This is a genomic window from Wolbachia endosymbiont (group B) of Philonthus cognatus (assembly GCF_947179345.1).
Taxonomy (GTDB): Bacteria; Pseudomonadota; Alphaproteobacteria; order Rickettsiales; family Anaplasmataceae; genus Wolbachia.
Window position 1 is genome coordinate 153,914 of record NZ_CAMXBG010000001.1, and the last position, 26,094, is coordinate 180,007.

24 protein-coding genes, 2 tRNA genes, 1 other RNA gene and 1 pseudogene are annotated in these 26,094 nt (G+C 34.2%); 13 read left to right on the forward strand and 15 right to left on the reverse strand.

Annotation, left to right across the window (positions count from 1 at the left end; genetic code table 11):
- Nucleotides 1–58: 58 nt before the first annotated feature.
- The 6 genes from dnaE (at nucleotide 59) to ONG78_RS00680 (ending at nucleotide 6,492) form a co-directional block, all read left to right on the forward strand.
- Entirely contained in the window at nucleotides 59–3,388 is a 3,330-nt protein-coding gene (gene dnaE, locus ONG78_RS00655) for a DNA polymerase III subunit alpha (protein WP_264377442.1), read from the forward strand.
- A gap of 48 nt (nucleotides 3,389–3,436) precedes the next feature.
- A complete protein-coding gene (rpsF, locus tag ONG78_RS00660) occupies nucleotides 3,437–4,210 on the forward strand; it encodes a 30S ribosomal protein S6 (RefSeq protein ID WP_264377443.1) in 774 nt (257 codons plus the stop codon).
- Nucleotides 4,210–4,488, forward strand: a complete 279-nt coding sequence (gene rpsR, locus ONG78_RS00665) for a 30S ribosomal protein S18 (protein WP_010402759.1) — start codon at nucleotides 4,210–4,212, stop codon at nucleotides 4,486–4,488. Before rpsF ends, rpsR begins: the two co-directional genes overlap by 1 nt.
- 3 nt (nucleotides 4,489–4,491) lie before the next feature.
- Nucleotides 4,492–5,016 (forward strand): 50S ribosomal protein L9, encoded by a 525-nt coding sequence (gene rplI, locus ONG78_RS00670; protein ID WP_264375055.1) that lies wholly within the window; start codon nucleotides 4,492–4,494, stop codon nucleotides 5,014–5,016.
- A 112-nt stretch (nucleotides 5,017–5,128) separates the two neighbouring features.
- Nucleotides 5,129–6,430: an adenylosuccinate lyase gene (gene purB, locus ONG78_RS00675; protein WP_264375056.1), complete on the forward strand. Its 1,302-nt coding sequence runs from the start codon at nucleotides 5,129–5,131 to the stop codon at nucleotides 6,428–6,430.
- A tRNA-Met gene (locus ONG78_RS00680) sits at nucleotides 6,421–6,492 on the forward strand. The genes purB and ONG78_RS00680 overlap by 10 nt, the downstream gene beginning before the upstream one ends.
- Nucleotides 6,493–7,046: 554 nt before the next feature.
- Here the strand turns inward: ONG78_RS00680 and ONG78_RS00685 are convergent.
- Nucleotides 7,047–8,312 (reverse strand): iron-containing alcohol dehydrogenase, encoded by a 1,266-nt coding sequence (locus tag ONG78_RS00685; RefSeq protein WP_064085670.1) that lies wholly within the window; start codon nucleotides 8,310–8,312, stop codon nucleotides 7,047–7,049.
- Nucleotides 8,313–8,354: 42 nt separating this feature from the next.
- On the opposite strand from ONG78_RS00685, the gene dapE reads away from it, so the two are divergent.
- Together dapE and ONG78_RS00695 are read left to right on the forward strand one after the other, a co-directional pair.
- The gene (gene dapE / locus ONG78_RS00690) at nucleotides 8,355–9,551 is read left to right on the forward strand and encodes a succinyl-diaminopimelate desuccinylase (RefSeq protein WP_264377444.1); all 1,197 of its coding nucleotides are present in this window, start codon (nucleotides 8,355–8,357) and stop codon (nucleotides 9,549–9,551) included.
- Between the two features lie 513 nt (nucleotides 9,552–10,064).
- Nucleotides 10,065–10,355, forward strand: coding sequence for a hypothetical protein (locus tag ONG78_RS00695; protein WP_264377445.1), 291 nt, complete (start codon nucleotides 10,065–10,067; stop codon nucleotides 10,353–10,355).
- Here the strand turns inward: ONG78_RS00695 and ONG78_RS00700 are convergent.
- The 3 genes from ONG78_RS00700 to cutA all read right to left on the reverse strand — a co-directional run bounded on the left by ONG78_RS00700 (nucleotide 10,352) and on the right by cutA (nucleotide 11,316).
- Complete coding sequence (locus tag ONG78_RS00700) at nucleotides 10,352–10,780, reverse strand: hypothetical protein (RefSeq protein WP_236607905.1); 429 nt, start codon at nucleotides 10,778–10,780, stop codon at nucleotides 10,352–10,354. The genes ONG78_RS00695 and ONG78_RS00700 overlap by 4 nt on opposite strands.
- A 138-nt stretch (nucleotides 10,781–10,918) precedes the next feature.
- A tRNA-Gln gene (locus ONG78_RS00705) sits at nucleotides 10,919–10,990 on the reverse strand.
- Nucleotides 10,981–11,316 carry a divalent-cation tolerance protein CutA gene (gene cutA / locus ONG78_RS00710; protein WP_264377446.1) on the reverse strand — a complete coding sequence of 112 codons (336 nt, stop codon included), beginning with the start codon at nucleotides 11,314–11,316 and terminating at the stop codon, nucleotides 10,981–10,983. The genes ONG78_RS00705 and cutA overlap by 10 nt, the downstream gene beginning before the upstream one ends.
- A gap of 307 nt (nucleotides 11,317–11,623) precedes the next feature.
- On the opposite strand from cutA, the gene map reads away from it, so the two are divergent.
- Complete coding sequence (gene map / locus ONG78_RS00715) at nucleotides 11,624–12,406, forward strand: type I methionyl aminopeptidase (protein ID WP_264375060.1); 783 nt, start codon at nucleotides 11,624–11,626, stop codon at nucleotides 12,404–12,406.
- A 30-nt stretch (nucleotides 12,407–12,436) separates the two neighbouring features.
- Here the strand turns inward: map and ONG78_RS00720 are convergent, their stop codons facing one another.
- Entirely contained in the window at nucleotides 12,437–13,648 is a 1,212-nt protein-coding gene (locus tag ONG78_RS00720) for an MFS transporter (RefSeq protein WP_264375061.1), read from the reverse strand.
- Nucleotides 13,649–13,853: 205 nt separating this feature from the next.
- On the opposite strand from ONG78_RS00720, the gene rsmH reads away from it, so the two are divergent.
- On the forward strand, nucleotides 13,854–14,738 hold the full coding sequence (gene rsmH / locus ONG78_RS00725; RefSeq protein ID WP_264375062.1) for a 16S rRNA (cytosine(1402)-N(4))-methyltransferase RsmH: 885 nt from the start codon (nucleotides 13,854–13,856) through the stop codon (nucleotides 14,736–14,738).
- Between the two features lie 319 nt (nucleotides 14,739–15,057).
- On the opposite strand, the gene ONG78_RS00730 is transcribed toward rsmH, so the two are convergent.
- Nucleotides 15,058–15,357, reverse strand: coding sequence for an ETC complex I subunit (locus ONG78_RS00730; protein WP_264375063.1), 300 nt, complete (start codon nucleotides 15,355–15,357; stop codon nucleotides 15,058–15,060).
- A gap of 142 nt (nucleotides 15,358–15,499) precedes the next feature.
- Between ONG78_RS00730 and ONG78_RS00735 the strand changes: the two genes are divergently transcribed.
- Entirely contained in the window at nucleotides 15,500–16,111 is a 612-nt protein-coding gene (locus ONG78_RS00735) for a 50S ribosomal protein L25/general stress protein Ctc (RefSeq protein WP_264375064.1), read from the forward strand.
- Complete coding sequence (gene pth, locus ONG78_RS00740) at nucleotides 16,111–16,674, forward strand: aminoacyl-tRNA hydrolase (protein WP_264375065.1); 564 nt, start codon at nucleotides 16,111–16,113, stop codon at nucleotides 16,672–16,674. The genes ONG78_RS00735 and pth overlap by 1 nt, the downstream gene beginning before the upstream one ends.
- Before the next feature lie 32 nt (nucleotides 16,675–16,706).
- On the opposite strand, the gene recA is transcribed toward pth, so the two are convergent.
- Entirely contained in the window at nucleotides 16,707–17,774 is a 1,068-nt protein-coding gene (gene recA, locus ONG78_RS00745) for a recombinase RecA (protein WP_264376085.1), read from the reverse strand.
- A 114-nt stretch (nucleotides 17,775–17,888) separates the two neighbouring features.
- Between recA and truA the strand changes: the two genes are divergently transcribed.
- Nucleotides 17,889–18,626 (forward strand): tRNA pseudouridine(38-40) synthase TruA, encoded by a 738-nt coding sequence (gene truA / locus ONG78_RS00750; protein WP_264336495.1) that lies wholly within the window; start codon nucleotides 17,889–17,891, stop codon nucleotides 18,624–18,626.
- 1 nt (nucleotide 18,627) lies between these two features.
- Here the strand turns inward: truA and dnaN are convergent, their stop codons facing one another.
- The 8 genes and pseudogenes from dnaN to ONG78_RS08070 form a co-directional block, all read right to left on the reverse strand.
- A complete protein-coding gene (gene dnaN, locus ONG78_RS00755) occupies nucleotides 18,628–19,779 on the reverse strand; it encodes a DNA polymerase III subunit beta (RefSeq protein WP_264377447.1) in 1,152 nt (383 codons plus the stop codon).
- A gap of 111 nt (nucleotides 19,780–19,890) precedes the next feature.
- On the reverse strand, nucleotides 19,891–20,388 hold the full coding sequence (locus ONG78_RS00760) for an invasion associated locus B family protein (RefSeq protein WP_019078627.1): 498 nt from the start codon (nucleotides 20,386–20,388) through the stop codon (nucleotides 19,891–19,893).
- A complete protein-coding gene (locus ONG78_RS00765; protein ID WP_012481951.1) occupies nucleotides 20,381–21,274 on the reverse strand; it encodes an RNA polymerase factor sigma-32 in 894 nt (297 codons plus the stop codon). The genes ONG78_RS00760 and ONG78_RS00765 overlap by 8 nt, the downstream gene beginning before the upstream one ends.
- 291 nt (nucleotides 21,275–21,565) lie before the next feature.
- Nucleotides 21,566–22,246: a P44/Msp2 family outer membrane protein gene (locus tag ONG78_RS00770; RefSeq protein ID WP_010407060.1), complete on the reverse strand. Its 681-nt coding sequence runs from the start codon at nucleotides 22,244–22,246 to the stop codon at nucleotides 21,566–21,568.
- Between the two features lie 336 nt (nucleotides 22,247–22,582).
- Nucleotides 22,583–22,897 carry a YbaB/EbfC family nucleoid-associated protein gene (locus ONG78_RS00775; RefSeq protein WP_006013488.1) on the reverse strand — a complete coding sequence of 105 codons (315 nt, stop codon included), beginning with the start codon at nucleotides 22,895–22,897 and terminating at the stop codon, nucleotides 22,583–22,585.
- 21 nt (nucleotides 22,898–22,918) lie between these two features.
- Complete coding sequence (gene dnaX, locus ONG78_RS00780; RefSeq protein ID WP_264377448.1) at nucleotides 22,919–24,502, reverse strand: DNA polymerase III subunit gamma/tau; 1,584 nt, start codon at nucleotides 24,500–24,502, stop codon at nucleotides 22,919–22,921.
- 16 nt (nucleotides 24,503–24,518) lie between these two features.
- Nucleotides 24,519–24,617, reverse strand: an RNA gene (gene ffs, locus ONG78_RS00785) — signal recognition particle sRNA small type.
- 184 nt (nucleotides 24,618–24,801) lie between these two features.
- Nucleotides 24,802–25,711: pseudogene (locus ONG78_RS08070) on the reverse strand (transposase).
- Between the last annotated feature and the right edge of the window lie 383 nt (nucleotides 25,712–26,094).

Sequence of the window (26,094 nt, forward strand, 5' to 3'; positions counted from 1 at the left end):
TTTCATATCCCTACGAGCAAATTAATGTTATCCTTTTATTGCTAATCTAAAGTTTTTTATGTTCATACACTTGCGTGTTCATAGCGTTTATTCTCTGCTTGAGAGTTCGGTTAAAATTGAGGAGCTGATTGGTCTTTGTTTGCAGAACAAAATGCCGGCAGTTGCAGTTACTGACTCAGGTAACTTATTTGGCTCACTTGAATTTGCAGAATATGCAGCAAGTAGGGGAATACAGCTAATAATAGGATGCAATATTATCGTTCGACACTTAGAACAAAATTTATCAATACTCCTACTTGCAAAAAATGAACAAGGGTACACTAATTTAGTCACCTTGGTGAGTGAGTCTTTTAAAAAGCGCAAGAATAACAGCGATATTCCTTACGTTGATTTTGATGAGCTATTAAATTTAAGTTCAGGCCTAATCGCCTTAACTGGTGGATATGACGGCATATTGGCTCAACTGTTATTGAAGCAAGATAAAGAAACGATAAAAAGACTGCTCTCAGCATTCGATGGTCATTTATATGTTGAATTGCAGCGTCATGGGCTGAATAAAGAGCTAGAGCTTGAAGAAGCTTTAATAGATTTTGCTTATCAGCGCAATATACCACTAGTTGCAACGAATGATGTGTTTTTTTCAAATAGATCTGATTATGAAGCTTATGATATATTAACGTGCATATCGGAGGGCAGTTATGCTCTCGAGAATAACAGAAAGAAGCTAACTACTGAACATTATTTCAAATCTGTGGAAGAAATGGAGGAACTGTTCAGCGACATTCCCGAAGCAATTTATAACACTTTAGTGATAGCTAAGCGGTGCTCTTACATGCCAAGAAGCAGGCAGCCTATCTTGCCTAAATTTCCTTGTCGAGAAAATAAAACTGAGAATGAAGAACTGAGGGAGCAGGCAGTTGCAGGATTAGAATTCCGCATTGCAAATGAAACGGACATAGACCTTAAACAATACTACGATCGGCTGAATTACGAACTAAGCGTAATAACTTCGATGAACTACGCTGGCTACTTTTTGATAGTTTCTGATTTCATTCGTTGGAGCAAAGCAAATGGCATTCCAGTTGGACCGGGAAGAGGTTCTGGTGCTGGATCGATTGTTGCTTGGAGCTTACAAATTACAGATCTTGATCCAATAAAGTTTGGTCTGATCTTTGAAAGATTTTTAAATCCTGATCGTGTATCGATGCCTGACTTTGATATCGATTTCTGCCAAGAGAAAAGGGACCTGGTTATTGATTATGTTCAGAAAAAGTACGGTTATGTTGCTCAAATAATCACTTTTGGAAAATTGCAAGCAAGGGCAGTATTGCGTGATGTTGGTAGAGTATTGCAAATGCCTTACTCTCAAGTGGATAAAATATCTAAAATGGTTCCATTTAATCCAGTAAATCCTGTAACTTTATCGCAAGCGATAGAGCTTGATCAAAACCTACAGAAAGAACGAGATAGTGATGAGGTAATTGCAAAGCTTCTTGATATATCACTAAAGCTCGAAGGAATATATCGTCACGTTTCAACTCATGCTGCTGGAATTGTAATATGCGATCAAAAATTAGAAAATTTTGTTCCCGTCTATTATGATCCAAATTCGGCTCTGCCAATCACTCAATACAGCATGAAATATGTAGAGAAAGCTGGGTTAATAAAATTTGATTTTCTTGGACTTGGTACGCTAACACTAATAGATCATGTATGTCGTTTAATTAATCGTGATGAAAAAAAATTTGATATTTCCTCGGTTTCTTTGATTGATCAAAGAACCTATGAAATGCTCTCAAGAGGTGATTCAATCGGAGTGTTTCAGCTTGAAAGTTCGGGAATGAGAGAAGCTTTAATCAAACTAAAACCAGACTGCATTGAAGATATCATCGCTTTAATTTCTCTTTATCGCCCAGGGCCTATGGATAACATTCCAACTTATGTTGCAAGAAAGCATGGACTTGAAAAGCCAGATTACATTCATCCATTGCTTGAGGAGGTGTTAAAAGAAACATTCGGAGTAATAATCTACCAAGAACAGGTAATGGAAATAGCGCGTATTCTCTCTGGATATAGCTTAGCAGAGGCGGATTTACTCAGACGTGCCATGGGTAAGAAAATTAAGGCAGAGATGGATAAACAACGTGAACTTTTTGTTCAAGGAGCAACAAAAAACGGTGTTGATTACGACAGGGCAAGTTATATTTTTGATCTTGTTGCAAAATTTGCTGGTTATGGATTTAATAAATCCCACGCTGCAGCATATGCGATTATATCTTACCAAACAGCTTACCTTAAGGCTAACTACCCGCTAGAATTTTTTACGGCCTTGATGAATCTCAACATTGATGATAGAGACAAACTGAATTTGTTTTATCATGCTGCAAAATTCAGTGGAGTTGCTGTTCTTTCGCCTGATATCAGCAAATCTAAGGCTGAATTTTCAATAGAGGGTGAGCACATACGCTACGGAATTGCTGCTTTGCGTAATGTTGGTTTTGCTATAGCAGAAGGAATAGTAAATGCACGCTCAAGTTCTTATAAGGACATATGGGAATTCATTCAAAATTTGGGGCATATAATAAATAAAAGGGCATTAGAAAGTTTAATTAAATCTGGAACATTCGATAGTGTGCACAAAAATAGAAAGCAGTTATACGAGTCAATAGACACATTGATTTACTTTGCAAATAAAAATAGGCAGTCAAATCAAGCTGCTTTATTTGGTAATCTTGATATTCTGAAGCCAAAACTTGAGAACGTGGAAGATTTTAATGAAGAGGAAAAATTAGAGCATGAGTTATTTTCATTGGGATTTTACTTAACTAATCATCCACTTGAAAAGTTTAGAACTCTCTTGAAAAAATTAAATATTGGGTTTATCGGAGAGAGTAAGACGATAAAAACTGCTGGTGTAATATTAAATGTGCGTATGAGAACCTCAGAACGTGGAAGATTTGTTATCCTAACACTTTCTGATCCCCACAATGTTTCTGAAATAGCATTCTACAATAATGAAATAATAGAAGAAAAAAGGAATCTATTTTCACCTGGAGCATTTGTGATAATTGATCTTGAAATTTCAGAAAACACAACGAGACTATCAGGAAAGGACATATCTGAATTTACAGAAAAGGTTACTTCTCTAATGAAAGGATTAGTTTTAACTGCTGTATGTGCAGACTCGCAAAAAGTTGCTGAGGAGTTGAATTCAGTGTTGAAAAATGGAGGCAAAACCAAAATAATGCTAAAGTTTCTTCTCAAAAAACATAAAGTCAGCATCTTGTTGCCAGGTACATATTCAATCACCCCCCAAGCTATTTATGAAATATCTCACTTAAGTTGGATTGAAGGCGTAGAAATTAATACAAATAACTTGCTTATATAAAAAAGTTTTATATAATAAAGTGTTTAATTGATATTAAAGGAAGATATAGTGAATCTCTATGAATTTACTTTTATAGCACAACCGAACTTATTGCAGCAAGAAGTAGAAGAAATGGTCCAAGAATTGGCTATTTTGTTGAAAAATATTAAAGCAGATGTTATTTCTCAGGAGTTTAAAGGTCTCATAGAAAGAGAACATAGCACAGTTACAAAACAAGAGCTAGAGGCAAGTACTGAAAGCATTAAAAAAAGTCTGATTGTTTACTCTGATTTTTTGGAAACTCTGACAAAAATTTTATGGGTTGAATTGGAAGAAGATTTTTCAAATTTAAAAGAAATAAAGTCAAGAATCGATAAAGAATTGAAAAATGAACTAAGTGATACGGGAATAAAACAAAATTTTATGGACCTTCCAGGAGCTAACACTAAAAGTGCATTTATCTATAATGTAGTAAATGCTTTTAAGGAAAATATTTCACAACATCTAATAAAGCCCCTTCAAGAGGTTTTAAAAAGTTTAAAAATAGTAGACTCAAATCAATTGAGTAAAACGCTGGAAGTGCTTTTGAAAAATATTGAAGCTTCAGGATTGATAAAATATGAATATTGGGGTCTATTGGATTTTGCATACCCAATAAATAAGATGAAAAGTGGTCATTACTGTATGATGTGTATAAGTTTTACTTCAAGCATTATGGATGAATTTGAGCGTAAAGTAAAACTGAATGAGAATATTATTCGCCACTTGTCTGTACGGGTTAATGAGTTTTTTAAAGGTAAATCTTACATGCTGGATAAACAAATTGAGGAGAAAAGTGCATAATGATGAAAAGACGAAATAGTTTTAATAATTCTTACGTGTCTGTAAATAACAGAACTGGCTTTAGGCGTCCTAAGGTCTGTCCTCTTACTGCATCTAAAGATGAGGACATAGACTATAAGAATATAGATTTATTGTCCAAATTCACCTCTGACTATGGTAGAATATTACCTAGAAGGTTAACAGGTGTGTGCGCAAGAAAACAAAGAAAGTTGCGCTTAGCAATTATAAGAGCACGCTTTTTAGCTCTTGCTCCTTACTGTACTAAAAAAGTTAGGTAATTTATGTTAATAATTTTAAAGGAAAATATAACAACTTTAGGTAAGCTTGGTGAAGTTGTCAAAGTTAAGCCAGGTTATGCCCGTAATTTTCTTTTTCCACAAAAAAAGGCGATGAAAGCCACTAAGGAAAATTTAATAAAGTTAGAGGAACAGCGTTTATTATTGGAAGAAGAAAATATCAAAAAATTAAATGCAGCAAAAGTGCTTGCATCATCACTGCATGATAAATTTATTATATTAATAAAGCAAGCTTCAGAGGATGGAAAGATTTTTGGCTCTGTAACCACACGTGAAATTGCAAAAACTTTATTACAAGAAGGATATGATATAAGTCATCATAGTTTATCTTTTGGTGGAATAAGTATCAAAAATTTGGGCGAGTATCAAGTAAATATAGAATTACATAGTAAAGTGATAGTTCCAATTACTATATACGTTGTAAGATCTGAAAAAGATGCACATGAATTGAGGCAAGTAAAGTTGCAAAATCAGAAATCTGAGCAACAAGAAGATACAAATAACGAATAGCAGTGAATAAAATATTTCAACTACTCTTGTCATTCCAGTGCCTTTTTTTTCTGTCGTCCCAGTGTTACACACTGGGGTCTAGCATGTTCAAAGATAAGACAGGGATCATCTAATGATCCCACGCTATAGCCGCAAAGAAATGTCTTCCATTTGGGAAGAAAAAAATAAGTTTAATATATGGCTCAAAATAGAAAAATTAGCGTGTGAAGCTCAAGCAGAGTTAGGAGTGATTCCAAATAGTGTTGCTCAGAAGCTCTCTGATGTTATTGAATTTGATATTGAACGTATTAACGAAATTGAATCCATTGTAAAACATGATGTTATAGCTTTTTTAACATATGTTGCTGAAGAAGCGGGAGTTGATGTTCGTTATCTTCATTATGGAATGACAAGTTCTGACGTTTTAGATACATGCCTTGCGGTTCAGTTAAAGGAATCATGTGATATTTTGCTCGAAAATTTAAAAAATATACTTTCAGCACTGAAAAAAAAGGCTGAGGACTATAAAAATATTGTTTGTGTTGGGCGCAGTCATGGAATGCATGCAGAATCAACAACTCTTGGATTAAAATTTGCTAGATTTTATGCTGAATTTAAACGCAATTATCAGAGATTAATTAGCGCGAAAACAGAGATCTCGATTTGTAAAATATCAGGTGCAGTAGGTAATTTTTCAAATGTTGATCCGTTTGTTGAAGAGTATGTAGCGAAAGAAATGGGACTTATACCTGAAACCATATCGTCTCAAGTCATTCCTCGTGATAGACACGCAATATTCTTTTCAGTTTTAGGAGTGATTGCAAGTTCAATAGAGAATATTGCCGTTGAAATACGTCACTTGCAAAGAACTGAAGTTGGAGAAATTTCTGAGTATTTTTCCACTGGTCAGAAGGGAAGTTCTGCTATGCCGCATAAGTGTAATCCTATTTTAAGTGAGAATTTGACTGGGCTCTCACGCTTAATACGCAGCTATGTTTTTCCTGCATTAGAAAATGTTGCATTATGGCACGAACGAGATATATCGCACTCGTCTGTGGAAAGATGCATTGCTCCTGATGCTTGTATAGCAATGGATTTTGCTTTAGTACGATTAACAGATTTGATAGATAAATTGGTGATCAATAAGGAAAACATTGAAAAGAACTTAAATTCTTCAAAAGGCTTGGTTTTTTCACAACGAGTATTACTCGAGTTGGTAAATAGTGGTTTGGCGAGGGAAGAGGCGTATAAAATTGTTCAGAGCAATGCAATGAAAGTGAAACAAAACAATAGTGATTTTCTGGCCGAACTGAAACAAGATAAATCCTTACTTGAAGTTATTAACTCTAAAAAACTTGAATCTTTGTTTGATTTGAAGTATTATACGAAACATGTAGATCATATATATAGCAAGGTTTTTAATGAGGCTGAGTAGCTCAGTGGTAGAGCAGGAGGATCATAATCTCTTGGTCGGGGGTTCAAATCCCTCCTCAGCCACTCAAGCTAAGCTATGGTTTGGCGATAGCAGCGCATTTGACAAAATAACGTGATTCATTGTCAATTAACTGAAGTTTTTTTTCAGTTGTTCATATAGTATATGGAATAATGTATGTGAAGTGATAAAGATACAACATTTGTTGTATCTATTCAGGGGAATGGCTAATGGTATCCGTTCAAGAAAGTGGTAAGGTAGATGAGAAAAGACAACTAAATGAATTTCATCCGAGTAGCTGACACTGGCATCTATATAAAGACAATCTAATGCACTCATTTAAAGTGAAGTTTTCTGGATCCCAGTGTCTAGGCACTGGGATGACAAGAAAAGAGTTGACTTGAATGACACCGAATAGGTACTGGGATAGAGGCTACTTGAATAATATTTTACCATGTCATTCCAGCACTTGATGCTGGAATCCAGAAGTTTTTTGAGCACAAAAGTCATGCTAAGTTTTTGTTGTTAAGAAAGGCTGGATAGCTACTTGCATGACACCATTTGTTACTGTGTTTTTGTCTATCTTATTTTGCTACCCTACTGAACGAATACACAAAATCTAACTTTTTTCTATACAACCAGCCAGGTCAAGAAAGGTGAATCTATCTCTTGTTGCAAATGTAAGATTGACTACCTTGCAATATTGCTCTTTGTTCCAATTAAGATGCTCCGGTAAGTACGGAATTGATAGATCTTCAAATACTTTCTGCAGGTGTTTTGCAGATAGTAAATTTTGCTTAATTAAACTAGAAATATTACTCCATTCTTTGCAAATAATCTCTTGAATTTTTTGCTGCATCATTTGCTTCTGCTTTAGAATTTTTATAAATTCGGTATTACCAAAGCACTGAGTTATATGTTTTACATCTAAAGTGATCGGTTTGGTAATCGGGTTTCGTATTGACAATATCTCCTCTTGCAAGTTAGCCATGGTAATCGTTGTCACAGCAATTTTTTCCCCATGTAACGAGGAGGAATAATCCTGTGTTACCATCTCAATTGCATGAGCTATCATATGTTCTCCTTGACTTGCAGAGTAACTGCCTTTTGACATCACCATTCCGAGTCCTGAAATCAATAAGGCTTCCATAAGTAATAAAACTACTCTTTTATCTTTTTTAGCAAGTGCCAAGTGTTCTCTGAGCAAAATTTCCTCCAGATTGCGAACAAGTTTAAAGGGGAGTTCATTATATTCTGTGCCAAGTAATAGATGAGATAATAGCCAATCGGCTTGTACTGTTGAACGGCAGATGAAATCTGCAAATCCACTTAATGTGAGGCGTGGTGGTGCGTTGGCAATTATATCGGTATCAATGTATATTGCCTTTGGAAGATGTGCTCCGAACGATTTTTTATATCCATCAACTAATATTGAAGCGTTTGCAGAGCTGTATCCATTCATGGAAGCAGCTGTTGGAAAGGATATGTAGTCTTTGCCTTCTAAATAGCTTGCGTACTTACAGATATCATTAACAGTGCCACTGCCAAATGCAACCATTAAGTCACTATCTTTTGCTTTATTTCTAACTAGGTTTACAGCTTGGAGGGAAGCAGCTCTGTTCAGTCTATTTGGTGTCATCCAAGTAGCGTGACACTGCGATCCATCATAGTCACGCGCTGGAATGACAGGTGTGGCTGGAATAATTAAATGAGAAACTTTATTAAGTATGTTTTTGTTTAAAAGTTTTGCTGTATTTTCATCTGCAATCAGAAAAATGTCATTTCCATATTGTCTACATATTTCATAGATATTATCAGCAAGTACTGTTACTTCCCTAATAAGAACTTGTTCTGTGTGCTGTAATATTTGTTTTAAATATCGCATAGAATGTTTACAATACGGTAATGTTAGTATTTCAAGATTGGTATGAAGATTGACCCTGTAGAACTAACTAAGAAATTAATTTCTTTTAAAAGTATAACACCAAAAGACGATGGGGCAATAGAGCATATAGCAGCCATTCTCAAGAAAAGTGGTTTTGAATGTGAGATTTTAGAGTTTGGTGATAAAGTTAAAAATCTTTATGCGAAATATATAAATGGAGTACCAAACTTGTGTTTTGCTGGACATGTTGATGTTGTACCACCAGGTGAGTTAAAAGATTGGATATCTGATCCATTTAAGCCAGAAATTAGAGATGGAATGCTATATGGAAGAGGAGCAGCTGATATGAAAAGTGGAATAGCCGCATTTATTGCTGCTATCGTAGATTCAGTTGCAGGTAAGTTTCGATTCAGTGGTTCAATCAGTGCATTGATTACCAGTGCTGAAGAAAGCGCGGAAGAACATGGAACAAAGGAAGTTTTGGAATGGATGAAAAGTAAGCAAAAAAAGATAGATTTTTGTGTAGTTGGCGAACCAACTAGTAGTGAGAAATTAGGTGATACAGTAAAAATAGGTAGAAGAGGTTCTGCAACATTTAAATTGATTTGCCATGGTAAACAAGGGCACGTTGCCTACCCAGATCTAGCAGAGAATCCAATATATAAAATGGTATCGATACTAAGTAAGATAAAAGATATCACTTTTGATACTGGTAATAAATATTTTCAGCCTTCACATTGCGAAATTACTACTATCGACGTTGGAAATAATACTAATAATCTAATACCTAGTTCAATAGCAGCAGGTTTTAATGTTCGATATAACAATACACAAACACCAGACGTTTTATATAAGATGATTGATGCAATATGCACCAATGTGACTAACGATTATAAACTTTCTATGCAAAGCAGCAGAAACGTTTTTCTCTCTACTCCTGATAGAAATACTGATATTATGCTTGATGCGATAAATAAAATGACCGGTATTGATGCTGTACTGAGCACAAGTGGTGGTACATCTGATGCTGCGTTTATTAAGGATATTTGTCCAGTAATTGAATTTGGTATGATCAACAAAACCGCACATCAGGTAAATGAATGCGTATCAATAGACGATATACATAAATTAACAGCTATATATAAGGAGTTTATAAAAAATTATTTTTACCCCACTAATAAAATATTAAACCAGATCAATGTAATTGGTAATACGCCTGATGGTCCATTATTAGCTTGAGGTGCAGTTGCATAGAGAAGAAAACTTACTAGACACATTTTACCAGCCCCTTATTATAATATTAAGGTATTTTTGACTCAAAACTTGTCTTTGATCTGTGCGAGCTCAATAACAAAAATTCAGTAGAAAGCTTATTGGCGAAAATTATCTGTTCAGCAGAGTGACAAAATAAGATAGACAAAAAAAGTATAAGAGAGAAATCGGTGTCATGCAAGTAGCTGACATAGGTTTCTTTATAATGCCAGTGCTCAGACACTGGTTTTTGATCGAAAATGTTGTCTTATTTGTAATCAATTTTCCAGTGTTGCGCATTGATCATTTTTTTCTATAGTTGTCTTTTCTCGTCTACCTTATTTTGCTACCCGGCTCTACCGATCCAGATGCTTCTAGAGAATTTCTTAAACATTTATAGCTCATACAAAACCCGGTCTGACTGTCATAAAGGCTACTCGCTTCAGCAAGACAACTTTCGCACTACTTCAAATTCTAATTTTCAACTTAAAGAGGTACATAATGTCAAATAACTTCAATTTCAAAGAATTTTTTTACCATCACGAAGCAAATAGCACTTTAGATGATATACAAAGGTACTGCATACTGTGGCAATCAGTGATATCACAGGCAATGATTGATGCAGCAAGTAACTGTAAAAAAACAGAAAGCTTGATAGAGAAACGTAAAGCAATTTCCTGGCTATCAGACTTCAGTCAAGATTTTGTTGAAACATGTATACTGGCTGACTGTGATCCGTTATACATAAAAAATAAAATACAGCCAATTCTAAAAAAGATAAAGCCCTTTTAATGAGGTTTACCCCTCTCACCAAGAAAAATATCATTTAATCTTTTTTCTATAGCTTCATCTATATCTTGGATTAATAGCTGCTTTATCATATTCACTTTCCGTTCTGCCTCTTGAAGATTATTGTTACCGTAACTGTTCTTATTACTATAACCATAACTACTGCCATTTGGTTTATTACTCATTTTTCTTCTTGTGCTGAGTATCTGAACTATCTTCTCCTTGAAAAAAGACTTCCAGCCTGTGCCAGAAAATAATTTGTAGAGAAAATGCGGAGTAAGAAACGCTACTAATATTCTAATAGAAACTCCATAACCCAAATCATCTCTATTTTCATAATACCATTTTAAATATTGATACAAATGGTAAAATGCATTTTTGAAAGAGCTAAACTCTACAGTATACCAAAAGCCATTGGTGAGAAACATGAGCATAATGCTCGATGTATAAAGATACAGAGTGAAAAGAAATAGCTTGACAACTATATCTTTCAAACTGCCCAGTATGTAATTAAATAACCTTAATTTATAAAAAAGTGATATCATTTCACGCACACTTCAATAAAGCTGGGGTGGAAGGATTCGAACCTTCGCGTGGCGGTATCAAAAACCGCTGCCTTACCACTTGGCTACACCCCAATATTTTTTATATCAATAACATTATTAACCCAATTAGTAAAAGATTTATTCGCTTTTCCTATGGGTATTATCACAACGGCTGGTTGATCATAAGAATGCATTGCCTCGATTTTTTCTACAATCTTATCAGCCTGATCATTCCTACTTTTCATAATTGCCACTACTTCACAATTACTATTAATTTTACCTTCCCATAAATACAGAGAATTTACTTCAGGAAATATATTTACACACACAATTAACTTCTCGTTTAACAATTCTTCAGAAATAGCCTTAGCCTCTTTCAAGTTCGAAAAAGTTATATAGACTAAAACTAAATTGCTCATTAACCGCTACATAAATGCATTTTTACTATACTCTACTTAGATTTATTCATCAAGAGAAAATAGGAGAGACCTCTTCAGTGCTTGACACACAGAAATTGAAGATGTCATTTAGTAGCTCTCCCCTTGTCATCCCAGTAGTTCTCCTCTTGTCATCCCAGTGCGTGACACTGGGATGACAGGAAAAAAAGGCATTCTGATGACACTATTTTTTGTACTTTTGCATTCAATATTCGTACAATTATGTGTCAAGCAGTGGAATGACATTATCTACTATGCAAGATGTGAATTATAATAAGAAATGGAAAATATGAACATAACTATACATTCACAAGAAGACTTTGACTTTATGCGTAAAACTGGCAGGCTTGCAGCTGAAACCCTTGATTTTATTGCACCATACGTCAAAGTAGGCGTAACAACCAATGAATTAAATGATCTATGTCATGATTTTATAATCAATGCAGGTGCAATTCCAGCACCACTGAATTATAAGGGATATCCGAAATCAATTTGTACTTCGAAAAATGCTGTTGTATGTCATGGTATTCCTGATGATAAACCTCTTAAAGATGGAGATATTTTAAATATTGACGTTACAGTGATTTTAAATGGCTGGTATGGTGATACAAGTCGCATGTTTTGGACTGGTAAACCCTCAATAAAAGCAAAGCGTTTGTGTAATGCTGCCTACAATGCGCTAATGGAAGCGATAAAACAAGTTAAGCCCGGCAATAAGTTAAATGAAATAGGATTTGCTATAGAAAAATATATTGAAGATTTTGGATATTCTATCGTACGCAATTATTGTGGACATGGCATAGGAAAGGTTTTTCATGCTCCACCAAATGTTGTACATTTTTATGATGAAGGTGAGGATCTTATCTTAAAAGAAGGCATGTTTTTTACGGTAGAACCAATGATCAATGCTGGAAAACATGAAACTCTTCTCAGCAAGCTAGATGGCTGGACAGTGACAACACGTGATCTTTCACTTTCTGCACAGTTTGAGCATACGCTTGGAGTCACAAAAGATGGAGTTGAAATATTTACACTATCACCTAAAAATTGGCATTTTCCACCTTATGATTAGATTTTTTAAACACTTGGTTTTTGAAAAAATCTAACTCTTAACTTGTGATATAGCAACTAACCCAATTAGTGCACAGAAAATCATGTAAAAACTTGCTAAAGTTCCTTGTCCTGTAACTTTGATAATAGTTGTGCATATAAATGGTGCAAGACCACCAAAAAATCCCGAAGCTATATTTCTTGATAAACCAAATCCACTGTATCGTACCTTTATTGGGAATAATTCGCACATAAACGCGCTAACAGGACCAAGAGAAGCAGCTATTGGGATTATAAAAAGAACGTGCGCCATTATGGTGAGCAAATTATTACCACTTAGTATCATTGAAAAAACTGGATAACTTACTACTATAAAAGTCACAAATGCAAATTTCATGACTTTCTCTCTTCCTATCTTATCAGACAGTATTGCAAATAGTATAGTCAATCCTCCAAGTGCAACCTGATTCAATATTTCTACTGCGTGATTAAAGTGAGTGTTTATTGTTGATGCAAGTAGATTAAAAAACACTAAATATATGTAAAGAGATGCATTCTCAACTATGTCAACTCCAATTGATATTAGAAAAGGTTTTTTATAGCCATTTAACAGTTCTTTTAACGGTAATTCATGTGGCTTTTCCTGCTTTTTATATTCTGGGCTTTCATCGAGTATATATCTCATATATATACTGATTAATCCTATTACAAAACTGAAAATAAAAGGCAATCTCCATCCCCAAGATTCAAAATCGGATACTTTTTTGCATATAAGCACCACTATAAGACTTAATATTGAGCCAAGAATTGCGCTCAATACTTCAATACTGCCAAAGAATCCTCTTTTATTTTTAGGAGCATGCTCTATTAAAAATGGGGCATTTCCTGCCTCTCCTCCAAGAGATATACCCTGCAATAATCTTAAACATACCACCAGTACTGATGCGAGTACCCCAATGTTCTGATACCCTGGAACAAATGCAATAAGTACGGTTGATAGAGTCATCAATATGATAGAGAGAAATAGAGCAATCCTTCTTCCATATTTATCTCCAATGTGGCCAAATATAGCAGCACCAATTGGTCTTATTAAGAAACCCACTGCAAACACTCCAAAAGCTTTAAGTATGCTGACTAATTTGTCGTCTGATGGAAAAAACACATCTCCGATTATGCTTATTAGATGGCTGAAAAGCATGTGATCATACCACAACAAAGTGTTACAAATTAAACTTGATAGTATTACTTTTGTTATTTGTTGCACGAAATCTTCCGTAATTTGTTTGATATTATAGTAATATTACTTACTTTTTCAAACGTGAATTATGTAAATGTTATATTAATAATATTATCTTATTAAATTTTTATATCGTTGATTATATTTAAATATTCTTATACTATACCTATATATTTCCATATATTTTTTGGCGAGAAAGTTATTTTAATTTAAGTGCACAAAGTCTCTTGATATGACACATATTCCAGTTTTGTTAAAAGAGATGCTACTGCAATTGTCACCACACAGTGGTGGTATATATGTGGATGCCACGTTTGGAGCTGGAGGATATAGCAAAGCAATATTGGAATCCGCTGATTGCAAAGTGTATGCAATTGATAGGGATGAAACAGTTACCAAATTTTATGATGATCTGAACGTTAAATACCCTGATAGAATAAATCTATTTATTGAGAAATTTAGTAATATTAAAAATTTATTAGATAGTAATAATATTAAAGGTATCAATGGAATAGTTTTCGACGTTGGAGTTTCATCTATGCAGCTTGATAATGGAGATAGAGGATTCTCATTTCTACGTGATGGCCCACTTAACATGAGCATGGATAACTATTCTCATATGAATGCTTCGACGTTTGTTAACGCTTTACGTGAAGAAGAGATTGCGAACACTATATATAATTATGGGGGTGAGCGTCATTCTCGTAAAATCGCAAGAGCGATAGTAAATGCGCGGAAGAAGAAAATTATCAAAACTACATTTGAACTTGCGGATATTGTACGTTCTGTAGTGTTTCGTGGAAAAAGCAAGATTGACCCTGCAACTAGAACATTTCAGGCAATCAGAATATGGGTAAATGATGAGCTAGGAGAGCTTGAAAAGGGTATTAAAGCTGCATCTGAGATTTTAAGTGAAAACGGCAAATTAATTGTAGTTACCTTTCATTCTCTAGAAGATCGTATAGTTAAAACCCTTTTTAAAGATTTGTGTGAACCAGGACCTACCAAGACATTCTCCCTTTTAAACAAAAAAGTGATTAAAGCAAGTGCGGAAGAAATAAATGCAAATCCGCGTGCGCGTTCAGCAAAATTAAGAGCTATACAGAGGTTGTCATGAGAACCTTCTGTATTATCTCAATAACTATGTTTTTATTATAGGGTTATTTAAGGTAAAATTACATGTCCACTCACTAAATAAATAGCTAACACAAATAAAACGTGAAATTAATTTAGTGCAAAGCAACATAAAAGTTCTTCAAGCAGAATGAAGTTATTTGAGTAATCCAAAAAAACTTGCAGTCTTACGGAGAAATACCTAAAAAATAACTCTTTGATACTAGCTAGCCAGGTTCGACTATCTAAATGACCTTAGTGTGTTAGCAAAATCATAGTAACGATTAGGTTTAGGTTTTTAGATAAACACACTACGATAAAACTTACTTTGATACGAAATTATTTGCATAAGATTTTGGCAGTCTTTTAACATCTTTTGGCATTTCAATTGTGTACTTTGTGTTGTGTTTCTTTGCGTAAGATATTGCTTTTTCAAGAGAATCAAACTTTAATACAATCTGTTTTTGGGGATCTTTTGAGCCAACCCAACCCATCAAAGGTTCAATATAGTAAGAACAAGGCTCAATTTTTAGGTACCAGAATTTTGTATTACCTAAGCCAGATTGTGTTGCAGTTTTTGTTGGCTTATAAATCTTAAAAACTACTTGATCGTTAATACCCATAGCTCTTACTACGTAATCTTAAGTATATATCTAAATAAATTTTTCCACAAAGAATTAGTGTGAAAGAATGAAGTTTGAAATAAATATTTTTATGTTATATTATTAAATTATATAAAAAGGATTAGCTGAATAGGAGTAATCGATGGCACAGCAAGAAATGGTAACAATTAATGCAGAGTTACGTGATGTAAAAAAAAAGAAAGCGATTCAGGCTCTGAGGGAGAAGGGAAGTATACCTGCAGTTATATATGGTAAAGGGCATGATAACGTAAATTTGACATTGTCTGCAAAGGAATTTACTAAACAATATAAATCAGGTGCTCTTTCTGCACATTTAATAGAACTAGATATTTCGGGGAAAAAAGAATATGCTCTTGTTCGTGATATTCAATGGCATGTAGTAAAGGATACTGTGCAACATGTTGATTTTCAGTTTGTTGATAAAGGTAGTGAAATTAAAATAGATATACCTTTATCATTCATCAATGAAAGTAAATCACCAGGAATCAAATTAGGTGGAGTGCTTAATGTTCTGTGTCGTTCTATTACTGTCAAATGCTCTCCTGAGAAAATACCTCAAGTCATAGAAATTGATTTGTCTGGCAAAATGATTGGTCAGTCTATACATATCAATGATGTAAAATTGCCAGAAGGTGTTAAATTTGTAGCTCATGAGGAAGAAAATTTCACCATTGTAACAATCTCTGCTGCCGATAGTGATGTTGAAGAGACTCAAACAAAAACAGAGGAGTAGTGCATTTAATAGCTGGGCTTGGTAATCCTGGTAGTCAATATGAGTTAACTCATCATAATATTGGTTTTATCGTTATTGACGCAATCTACAAATATTGGAATTTTCAGTCATTTTCTAAGAAAGCCGATTACTTGATAACCTCTGGCATAATTAACAATAATAAAGTTATGCTAATAAAGCCTTCTTCATTTATGAATAATTCAGGTATTCCTGTTGCAAAAATAAAAAATTTTTACAAATTATCGCTAGACAATATTGTTGTCATACATGATGATGCTGACTTGAAATTTGGAAGAATAAAAGTAAAAAAAGGTGGTAGTTCTGCTGGACACAATGGACTTAAGTCTATAGATAGCTTTATTGGTAACGATTATTGGCGTTTGAGATTTGGAGTAGGTAGGCCTGAAAATCGGAAAAGCTTAGCAGATTATGTATTATCAAAATTTGAAAATTTTGATAACGCTATCCTCTTAGTGGAAAAAATAGCAAAGAATATACACCTAATGCTGCAAGGAGATAACGCAGCTTTCATCAACTCGGTTGAGAGTGAAACTTTAGTGTAGCAATTGAATACTGCCCAATACAAGCATCTAGATTAGAATACTGATTCTTCTAGAAGTTGTTCACGCTCCTCTTCTATTGCAATAGAGTTATCGTGATTTTTAAATAAATCTCTGATTTTTGTTTCTATTTCATTTGCAATTTCTTTATTCGCCTTGAGGTAGCTTTTTACATTTTCTCTTCCTTGCCCAAGACGCGTATTGTTATATGAATAATAAGCGCCTGCCTTTTCAAGGACACCAAGTTTTGCTCCTATATCTATTATTTCCCCAAGTTTTGATATGCCTTCATTATACATTATATCAAATTTTGCCTCTCTAAATGGAGGAGCAACTTTATTTTTTACAACTTTAACTCTCGTTTCATTACCCGTAATATTCTCTTTATCCTTTATCGCACCAACTTTTCTTATATCAAGTCTTATAGAAGTATAGAATTTTAACGCATTTCCACCAGTGGTAGTTTCAGGATTTCCATATACTACTCCTATTTTCATACGAATTTGGTTGATAAATATCAATATACAGTTTGCTTTTGAAACTACAGAAGTTAGTTTCCTGAGTCCATGGCTTAGAAGCCTTGCTTGTAGTCCCATGTGCTGGTCGCCCATATCTCCTTCAATTTCAGCTCTTGGAGTTAGTGCTGCAACAGAATCAATAACTATTACATCAACTGCACTAGAACACACTAAATACTCAACAATATGCAACGCCTGCTCTCCAGTGTCTGGTTGTGAAATTACCAAATCATCAGTTTTCACTCCAAGTTTACGAGCATATATAACATCCAGTGCGTGTTCCGCATCGATAAATGCACATAAACCTCCTTTTTTCTGTGCTTCAGCAATTACATGCAAAGCAAGGGTAGTTTTACCAGAACTCTCAGGGCCAAATATCTCAATTATACGTCCTTTTGGCAATCCCCCAACACCCAGAGCTGAATCAAGTGCAATCGACCCTGTAGATATCGTGTCTATTTTTTCTACAGGGTTTTGCTTTAGCTTCATTATTGCACCTTTACCGAATGCTTTTTCAATTTGACTTATTGCATTATCTAGTGCTTTTTGCTTATCATTATTTCTTTCTTCTGGATTATGTGCCATGGATCATTTATTAACTTGTATAGTCTCCATGGTAATTGAACGCAACCAATCTGCCAAGGGTTTTTTAATAACGAAGAACGTTAGTTACCTAAAATTAGATAGATAGACTTTGTAGTGCGATACAAAATAACGATAGAATACAATGGTAGTGGTTTCTCTGGCTGGCAAAAGCAACAACACTCTGCTAACTCAATTCAGGAAACCATAGAAAACGCTATATTTAATTTCAGTGGCGAGAGAGTCTCTTTGCATTGTGGTGGCAGAACTGACACAGGGGTTCATGCTTTAGGGCAAGTTGCTCATTTCAATATGGAAAGGCAATTTGAGCTTTACAGAATAAGAAATGGAATAAACTATCACTTAAAAGCTATTCCTATAGTTGTGCTTAGTGCAGAAGCCGTAGATGATGCATTTCATGCGCGATTTTCAGCAAAAAAAAGATATTATGAATATAGAATAATTAATCGCTACGCTCCTGCAGCTCTGGAAATCGGTTATGTGTGGCAAGTATTTAACCCACTTGACGTAAACATCATGCGTGAAGCTGCTAGACACCTGCTTGGAAAACATAATCTTTCAAGCTTCCGCTCAAAAGATTGTCAAGCTACAAATCCGGTCAGAACAATCGATGATATTGATATAGTACAAAATGGAAGTCACATATACATCAAAATATCTGCGATTTCCTTTTTGCATAACCAAGTGAGGATTATTGTTGGCACTTTAGTTGAATTTGGAAAAAATAGAACTAATCCACAAGAAATGCTAAATATATTAAGTCAATGCAAAAGAAACGCCGCTGGGGTCACTGCGCCGCCTCACGGCTTATACTTAGTAAAGATAGATTACTAGCTTAAGTCCTCATTGGCATTACTATATATAGTGCACTTGGATCATCTTCATCAGTGATAATTGTAGCGCTATTACCATCTGATAGGCTGACCTTACATTTGTTTTTTATACAAGATAAAGCATCAAGCAAATAACGAGAATTAAATCCTACTTCCATAAGAGCTCCATCGTAATCCACCTCTATAGACTCAGTTGCATCACTACACTCTTGAGAGTTTGAATGCAGAGTTAATAAATTCTTTTGCAATGAAAATTTAATGGATTTTATTTTATCGGACACAACAACAGAAACCCGATCTATAACGCTAGCAAGCTTACTACTCTCAACAATCATTTGTTTATCTTGAGACGTTGGAATGACAGCTTTGTAATCTGGAAAAGTCCCATCTATCAATTTTGATATTAGAATATACTCACCACATGTAAATTTGATTTTTCTATCTGAAAGTTTTATATTAATCTCATTACAATCACACAATACTTTCAATAATTCCATGATAGTTTTACGTGGAATGATCACCCCAAATTCGCCGTTGATATCTTCAGGTTTAGGCCTTTTTATACATGATAAACGGTGGCCATCAGTTGCAACGCAGTACAGAAATTGCTCATCTGTATGCAGATATATCCCGTTTAAATTATACCTTGTATCATCCAGCGACACAGCAAACTTCGTTTTAGTCAACAAGTCTACCAAATCTGCACTTAGTAGAGTGAAATCGTATTGATGATCACCTTCTTCAAGAACAGGGAAGTTATTTGAAACTACGTTCGGTAAAGAAAAATTTGCATTTCCACAGGATATCAATAATTTTCCTTGATTATTCATTTCGAAATTGACATCCAAATTAGTTGGCAATTTTTTCACTATGTCATGTAAAGTATGTGCTGAGATTTTCACTTCTCCTTCTGCTGATACATTTGCAGTAAGTGAGGCAAATATTGAAATGTCAAGATCAGTAGCCTTTAGTTTTATGCTGCCATGTTGTGCTTTGATATTTATACACGCTAAAACGTCTATCGCGTTGCGCCTTTCAACCACCCCGCTCACTCTGGATAGCGTATTTAAAAGACTTGCACGACTTACACTAAAACGCATTTGTTCACACACAGAACTTTGTTCTTTGATTCCTATATCTACAATTTTTGACATATTAATTCTCAAAAATATATTTTAAATGATATTCATATTCTATGTAAAGTGATATCCATATTTTTGTCTGAGAGACAAAACAGCCTATCTTATACTTTAGTGATCAATAATTTACTTTGTATGGCATAAGTCGTGCATTTTTTGGTAAGCTTTTTGAAACCCAAGCAAGGAATAAGTATCATCAACATTTGCTGTTTTTACTTTTCCATTAACTACCATTGATAATCCCTGCTTCATTTTTAGAATCAAATCTTGGTCCATTTTTGTATCATCTGTCCACGCAAGACTTCCCTGTATTATTGGCAATTGATATTTAATTTTTTTATCGATATTGAGAACTACAGGCTCATTATTATACTGAAAGCCAGAAGTGACGCTCACCTCATCTGCTTTTTTATCAACGTAACTGACCATTACATACGGCTTGCGATCGGCTGTATAATGTTCACTTTTTTTCTTAGGATGAGATACAATATAACACACTTTTTCACCATCTTCCAATGCAGTATAAACAAACCAGTCTTTATATTTTTCGCTCAGTTGTACATTACTAACCGATGCAAGAGTGTCTATTGAAAGAAATATTAGAAATACGAAAAGACTACGCATGTAAACCGAATTTCAAACTCTCTGATTTTATATGTTGTTTTACCTTACTCATCGCTTGCTCAGCCAGCTGTCTTATTCTTTCTCTTGAAACACAATATTTTTTGCTAAGCTCATCCAAAGTCTGAGTATTCTCAGACAAGTATCTGCTAATGAAAATGTCTCTTGATCTTTCATTAAGACTTGCTAATGCATTGCTTAAGATTGTTTCTTTTAATGCCTTTTCTTCATGATTCTGGTAAGCTACTTCTTGACTAACTAAATTACACGGAATCATATCTTGTAACTCCTTTTTAGAGTCATCACCTATTTTTATACAATTATTTAACGACTGATCCTTACAAGCCAGACGATAGCTCATCTGTACAACATCTTCTTCAGATACAGAAAGCTCATTTGATATTGCTTTTATTTCTTCTTTACTCAAAGTTTCTCTGTTTGTGTATTGTAAAATTCTTTTTTTTATTTTACGTAAACTAAAAAACAATCTCCTTTGTGCTTGCGTTGTACCTATTTTTACAAGTGACCAAGATTTTAATATAAAGTCTTTCATTGAAGCTTCAATCCACCATACTGCATAAGTTGAAAAACGAAATCCCAAGTCAGGATTGAACTTTTTCACTGCATGCATTAAACCCATATTTCCTTCCATGACCAGGTCCATCAACAATAGACCGTAATTCTTAAATTTCATTGCAATTTTTACTACCAAATTCAAATGGCTAGTAATCAACCTGTGAGCAGAAGAAATATCCTGGTATTCTTGCCAATTTTTTGCTAATCGCACTTCCTCTTCTTGGGAAAGCATAGGAAATTTTCGCACTTCAGCAATATATTGCATGAGATTAGTGCTACTATTAACACATAAATTTGCTACTGGGGTCAACATAATAACTTAAATTAAAACTCTATACATATAATATATTGATTTTCAGTGAAAAATTCAAGCTTTAATTAAAAAAGCACAATTTTACATCTAATTGAGATCTTAGTAGCAATACACTTCAGTATCAGCTACCTGATTAACATTGCTAGCGTGTAACGATAAAAACTACATTAAATAAATAATGTGTTATTCCAGTGCTCAAACACTGGAATTCACATTTCTTTTTTCTAGATCCCAGTGTCATGCTACTTGAATGACAAGAAAAACCCACTGGGATAATAAGACAAAGATAGACTAGAAATTAAACGCTACTCCAGCTTCTGCACCAACAGTGCTGTAAAGAACTTTGATTCCGCCATCATCTTTAGCTGTCTTACCAAAATTAGCACCATAAGAACCAAAATAACGAGCACCAGCATAAAGCTTGATTTCTGGGGTTACATCATAACTAACACCAGCTTTTGCTTGATAAGCAAAACCAAATCCAGATTTTTTATCACCAGTAACCTCTGTTACTAAAGGATTGCTTACATACGCTGCACCAACACCAACACCAACATATGGAGTGATAGGCATATCTTCAATTGCTATATCGTAATAAACATTAACTAGTCCTGAAAATGCTGTTAAACTTTCTACAACTGCTGGAGAAGTATCTACTACATCTGCATCTTTACTCAATTGTGAGTAAAGTCCTTCAACATCAACCCTAATATCATCCATTTTATAACCAAATGCACCACCTCCAGCTAGAAAAGATGCTTTTAAGGGACTATTGTTGTCCTTACCTGATTTATATGTAACACCATCAATCTTTGTTTTAAAAGGTAAAACTTCACCATTATATTGCAAACGAACATAGTAGCTAGTTTCTTCATCACTTATTGGACCAATAGGGTCTGATGAAAAAGCAGAGTTTGATAGGCTTAGCAACGTCACTAAAGCAGCTGCCGAAAAAAACTTTTTATAATGCATAATTGCCCTCGTTAAAAAAATTAAAATTCCACTTTAGCAGTCTAAATAATAACTAAAGTTAAGTCAAGTGCTAACTTAATAACACAAAACCTTCTGTATCTTAACTAACTTTTAGGAAAATACAAAGATTTTATTAATTAATAAATAGAGTTACTCTACTTTTTTTACTCTTGATCTTCTGACACCTATTTCACTAATGTCTTTTTATCTTCTGATCTGCATTCATCATTGTGAATTGCTGCATATTCATGCAGTAATATGAATGTACTTCATGGAAGTACTAGTATAAAAGGAAAACACTTAGTTACTGCATTAAGTCAAACTTCAGTAGTAAATTTAAAAAGGAAGTTTAAATCCAGGTGGTAACCCCATCATACCTGCAAGATCAGAGGTTGCATTTGCCATATCTTCTTCTGCTTTTTTAATGGCATCATTAAACGCTGCTGTCACTAAATCTTCTACTATGTCTTTTTCTTCATTTCTCATAAGCTCTAAGTCTATGTTTACCTTTTTAGCTTTATAGCCACCTATTTTTATAACTTCCACTAATACAGAAACTTTGCCACCACCAGAAATACCTTGAAACTCTTTTCCAATATATTTTTCTTGGGCTTCCGCAAGCTTTTTTTGCATTTCTTGCGCTTGCTTCATTATTTGACTGAAATCCACAACCTACTCCTTATTTTCTATATTAACTACCTTTGCACCTTTAAACGTATTTAATATATCCTTAACTACAGGTGCATAATTTAAATTACTCACTTCCCTATTCATATAACTCGTATCAACTATAATAACCCACTCCTGATTAGTAGCTTGATTTAAGTAACTTTTCAAGTCATTACAAAAATTACTGTTCAAGTTAGATACAGCTTTTAATTTTAAATACCCAAATTTACAATCTATTAATTTTAGATTACTACACAGTTGTTTGTAAAGATAAATTTGGTTACTCCGCCTTAATAGTTGCAAAATCTTATCAAAATCGTAATTTTGTTGTTTATTTTTCACATGGATCCCAGTGTCACGCACTGGGATGACAGAGTGGGGTTTTTCCACATATTTTTTTGGATCCGAGTAGTCAGCTACTTGGATGACAGGGGGGGAAGGTGCAACAGGTCTGCCCTGTCTATTTCCTTGCTCTACATTCTGTGAAAGAATTTTTTTGATCACCTGTTCCGGAGAAGGCAAATCAGAAAGATAACAAAGGCTAATTAATATCATTTCAGCGGCAATTTCATTGCATGTTGAAACCTTTATATCTTGAATACCCTTAAGCAGCACCTTCCACAATCTCGAAAAAAATATTAAAGACTTTTTTGCACTCAAATCTTTTACTCTGCTCTTCTCATATTCTGTATCAATCTCTTTTGTAATTAAAAAACGGCATATTAACTGGATTGTTTGCAGTAGATCTTCAAAAATATTGAGCGGATTTGCTGTTTTTACCACATTGTCGAATACTAACAAAGCCTTCTGTAAATCACTGTCTAATACTGCTTCCAGTAGATCAAATATAACGTTTCTATCTACTAGACCAAGTATGTCTGTAACACTTTGAGTGGATATTGTACCATCTTTGCTATATAGCACTGCTTGATTCATCAAAAATAAAGCGTTACGCATTGAATTGCTACAGTGGTGCGCAATTAATTCCGATGCTTCTTTTTCAATAAAATAATTTTCTTTTTGTGCAATATCATTTAAACGCTCCATTATCTTAGCTGAAGGAATGTTATGTAAGTCAAACCTTTGACAACGTGCAATAACAGTTATTGGTATCTTTTTTATTTCTGTAGTTGCTAGAATAAACTTTACGCTAGATGGTGGTTCTTCTAGAGTTTTAAGTAATGCATTAAATGCATTACTGGATAACATGTGTACTTCATCTATAATGTAAACTTTAAATTTAGAACTTATTGGTAAATAGCAAATATCTCCCAAGATCGCTCTAACATCCTCAACACTAGTGTGACTTGCCGCATCGATTTCAACTACATCTGGATGGCTTGAATTTTTTATTGCCAGACAACTTGTACATGATCCACAAGGTTCAAAAGTTGGCCCCAATGAGCAGTTCAAACATAAAGCTATTATTCTTGCAGTGGTGGTTTTACCAATTCCACTGCTACCAGAAAGCAGTATAGATTGTGGAATTTTGTTGAGAGTAAAAGCATTTTCTAGTATACGCACCAATATATCTTGACCTACTAAATCTTTAAAGCTACTAGGACGATATTTTAATGCTATGTTCATAGCCTAGAATAAAACAAATAGTACAAATAGGTATGCAACCCAAAAAGATTCTGATATGGTTGCTTCATTTCTGACCTGACCAAGTTACAGAACTTTTGCCTGCATACCTTATCAAAGGTTATACTTTTTTTTTTTTTTAGCAAGGTATATTCTATATTAGTCTTATAATTTATATGTTAGACCTTTTGCAACATTACTTTGGAGTAAACAGCTGTTACCTAAAATACTCTTCTTCTGTCATCCCAGTCTAGGATGGCTTTGTTGGATAGCACCTTAAGCAGTGATGGTTTACGACAAATTTATGTAATGATTTCAAATTTAGCCATACCAATACCAGTGAATTTGTTGAGCAAATAGCATTTAGTTCTTTTTCTCGATTTATCTCAGATTTATTCCTAAACAAATACTTGCTTCAACCTTGAGAAAAATCCTTCTATGTAAGATCTTTTTCCATAAATTGCTTCCTTTTTCCACTCTTTTACACCATCTTGTCCATATAATTTTATTAACCTAATAGCAGCATTTCTGTCAGACATATAATCTATTTTTGAATGTTCTGCTGCATCCTTTTTTGGTAGAACTTTTGTCTTTATATCGTATTTCTTACACAATTTATAAAGTTTTTGCCTATCGTATGCCCTATCTGCATATAATGCTTTTATTTTGTGCTGAAAATTAACTTCTTCAAGCAAATCGCAAGTGGTCAGAGTAGACGCCATTACTGTATCTTGCATCTATAGCTTTTTTACTATTCACACTTAACATAACATGTAACTTTCTTACTTGCTCGTAGCTTCGGTACTTTCTATCTGCACTGTTTTCCTTACTGTGGCCAGGAGTGTTACTGTAAATTTGTGCTATCTATGATAATTTCAATATTTTCCATGTTGCTTTTATCAATCCTGCAATCATTTATCTTAATATTAAGTTTTTTTTGATGCTTGTGAATAGCTGCAAATTTTTTCCTATTTGTTGCAAATACCCTTTTATAAACCCGACTGTTTGTCTTAAGCCAATTCTAAAAAGATTAACGATTATATGCACCAAAATCACAACTTTATCACTATAAATATAGTTGCCGCCCTGCATTTTTGGACTATTTTCATACCAATTTTCGATAGCTTCATCGATGTAACGAAAAATATTCCCCCTTTTTTCAAGGAATTTGTTATATTCGTTTTGGTTACTGACTTTCATTTTCTGTGGCATATTTTTTCTTCAACAGTTAAAAAGCCCACTGGGATCCAACTAAGTTACTTTACAACGTTTTTCGCACAAAAGGACTGGATTCTAGCGTCACGCGCTAGAATGACATCAACTTTTGAATTCCAGTTATGCAAGAAATCTATTCATTTGAAACTCGTTTGAGAAACGTAGCTATAAAAACCGCAGGTACCAGTTGGTTTTTATTAGCTAAAGTAAAGGTCAAATATCTGGAATTCTGGACATAAAATCCCCCTGTAAAAAAGATTAGAAAAAAAATGCAGCGCACACATGACAGAAATTAAGTATACACTGAAGAATACATTTTTTATGAGTTTAATAAAAAGGTCTGCAGACAAAGATAGATTTTTGAGCTCAATAAATATCTC

Coding starts and splice junctions, on each gene's coding strand:
- ONG78_RS00775 (WP_006013488.1), bottom strand. CDS start 22,897: ATGAAGCAAGCGCAAGAAATGCAAAAAAAGCTTGCGGAAGCCCAAGAA.
- dnaE (WP_264377442.1), top strand. CDS start 59: ATGTTCATACACTTGCGTGTTCATAGCGTTTATTCTCTGCTTGAGAGT.
- rplI (WP_264375055.1), top strand. CDS start 4,492: ATGTTAATAATTTTAAAGGAAAATATAACAACTTTAGGTAAGCTTGGT.
- ONG78_RS00700 (WP_236607905.1), bottom strand. CDS start 10,780: ATGTTTCTCACCAATGGCTTTTGGTATACTGTAGAGTTTAGCTCTTTC.
- ONG78_RS00765 (WP_012481951.1), bottom strand. CDS start 21,274: ATGTTGACCCCAGTAGCAAATTTATGTGTTAATAGTAGCACTAATCTC.
- ONG78_RS00735 (WP_264375064.1), top strand. CDS start 15,500: ATGGCACAGCAAGAAATGGTAACAATTAATGCAGAGTTACGTGATGTA.
- ONG78_RS00760 (WP_019078627.1), bottom strand. CDS start 20,388: ATGCGTAGTCTTTTCGTATTTCTAATATTTCTTTCAATAGACACTCTT.
- purB (WP_264375056.1), top strand. CDS start 5,129: ATGATCCCACGCTATAGCCGCAAAGAAATGTCTTCCATTTGGGAAGAA.
- rpsR (WP_010402759.1), top strand. CDS start 4,210: ATGATGAAAAGACGAAATAGTTTTAATAATTCTTACGTGTCTGTAAAT.
- dnaX (WP_264377448.1), bottom strand. CDS start 24,502: ATGAACATAGCATTAAAATATCGTCCTAGTAGCTTTAAAGATTTAGTA.
- cutA (WP_264377446.1), bottom strand. CDS start 11,316: ATGAGCAATTTAGTTTTAGTCTATATAACTTTTTCGAACTTGAAAGAG.
- dapE (WP_264377444.1), top strand. CDS start 8,355: ATGAAGATTGACCCTGTAGAACTAACTAAGAAATTAATTTCTTTTAAA.
- recA (WP_264376085.1), bottom strand. CDS start 17,774: ATGGCACATAATCCAGAAGAAAGAAATAATGATAAGCAAAAAGCACTA.
- ONG78_RS00695 (WP_264377445.1), top strand. CDS start 10,065: ATGTCAAATAACTTCAATTTCAAAGAATTTTTTTACCATCACGAAGCA.
- ONG78_RS00685 (WP_064085670.1), bottom strand. CDS start 8,312: ATGCGATATTTAAAACAAATATTACAGCACACAGAACAAGTTCTTATT.
- dnaN (WP_264377447.1), bottom strand. CDS start 19,779: ATGTCAAAAATTGTAGATATAGGAATCAAAGAACAAAGTTCTGTGTGT.
- ONG78_RS00770 (WP_010407060.1), bottom strand. CDS start 22,246: ATGCATTATAAAAAGTTTTTTTCGGCAGCTGCTTTAGTGACGTTGCTA.
- rsmH (WP_264375062.1), top strand. CDS start 13,854: ATGACACATATTCCAGTTTTGTTAAAAGAGATGCTACTGCAATTGTCA.
- map (WP_264375060.1), top strand. CDS start 11,624: ATGAACATAACTATACATTCACAAGAAGACTTTGACTTTATGCGTAAA.
- ONG78_RS00730 (WP_264375063.1), bottom strand. CDS start 15,357: ATGGGTATTAACGATCAAGTAGTTTTTAAGATTTATAAGCCAACAAAA.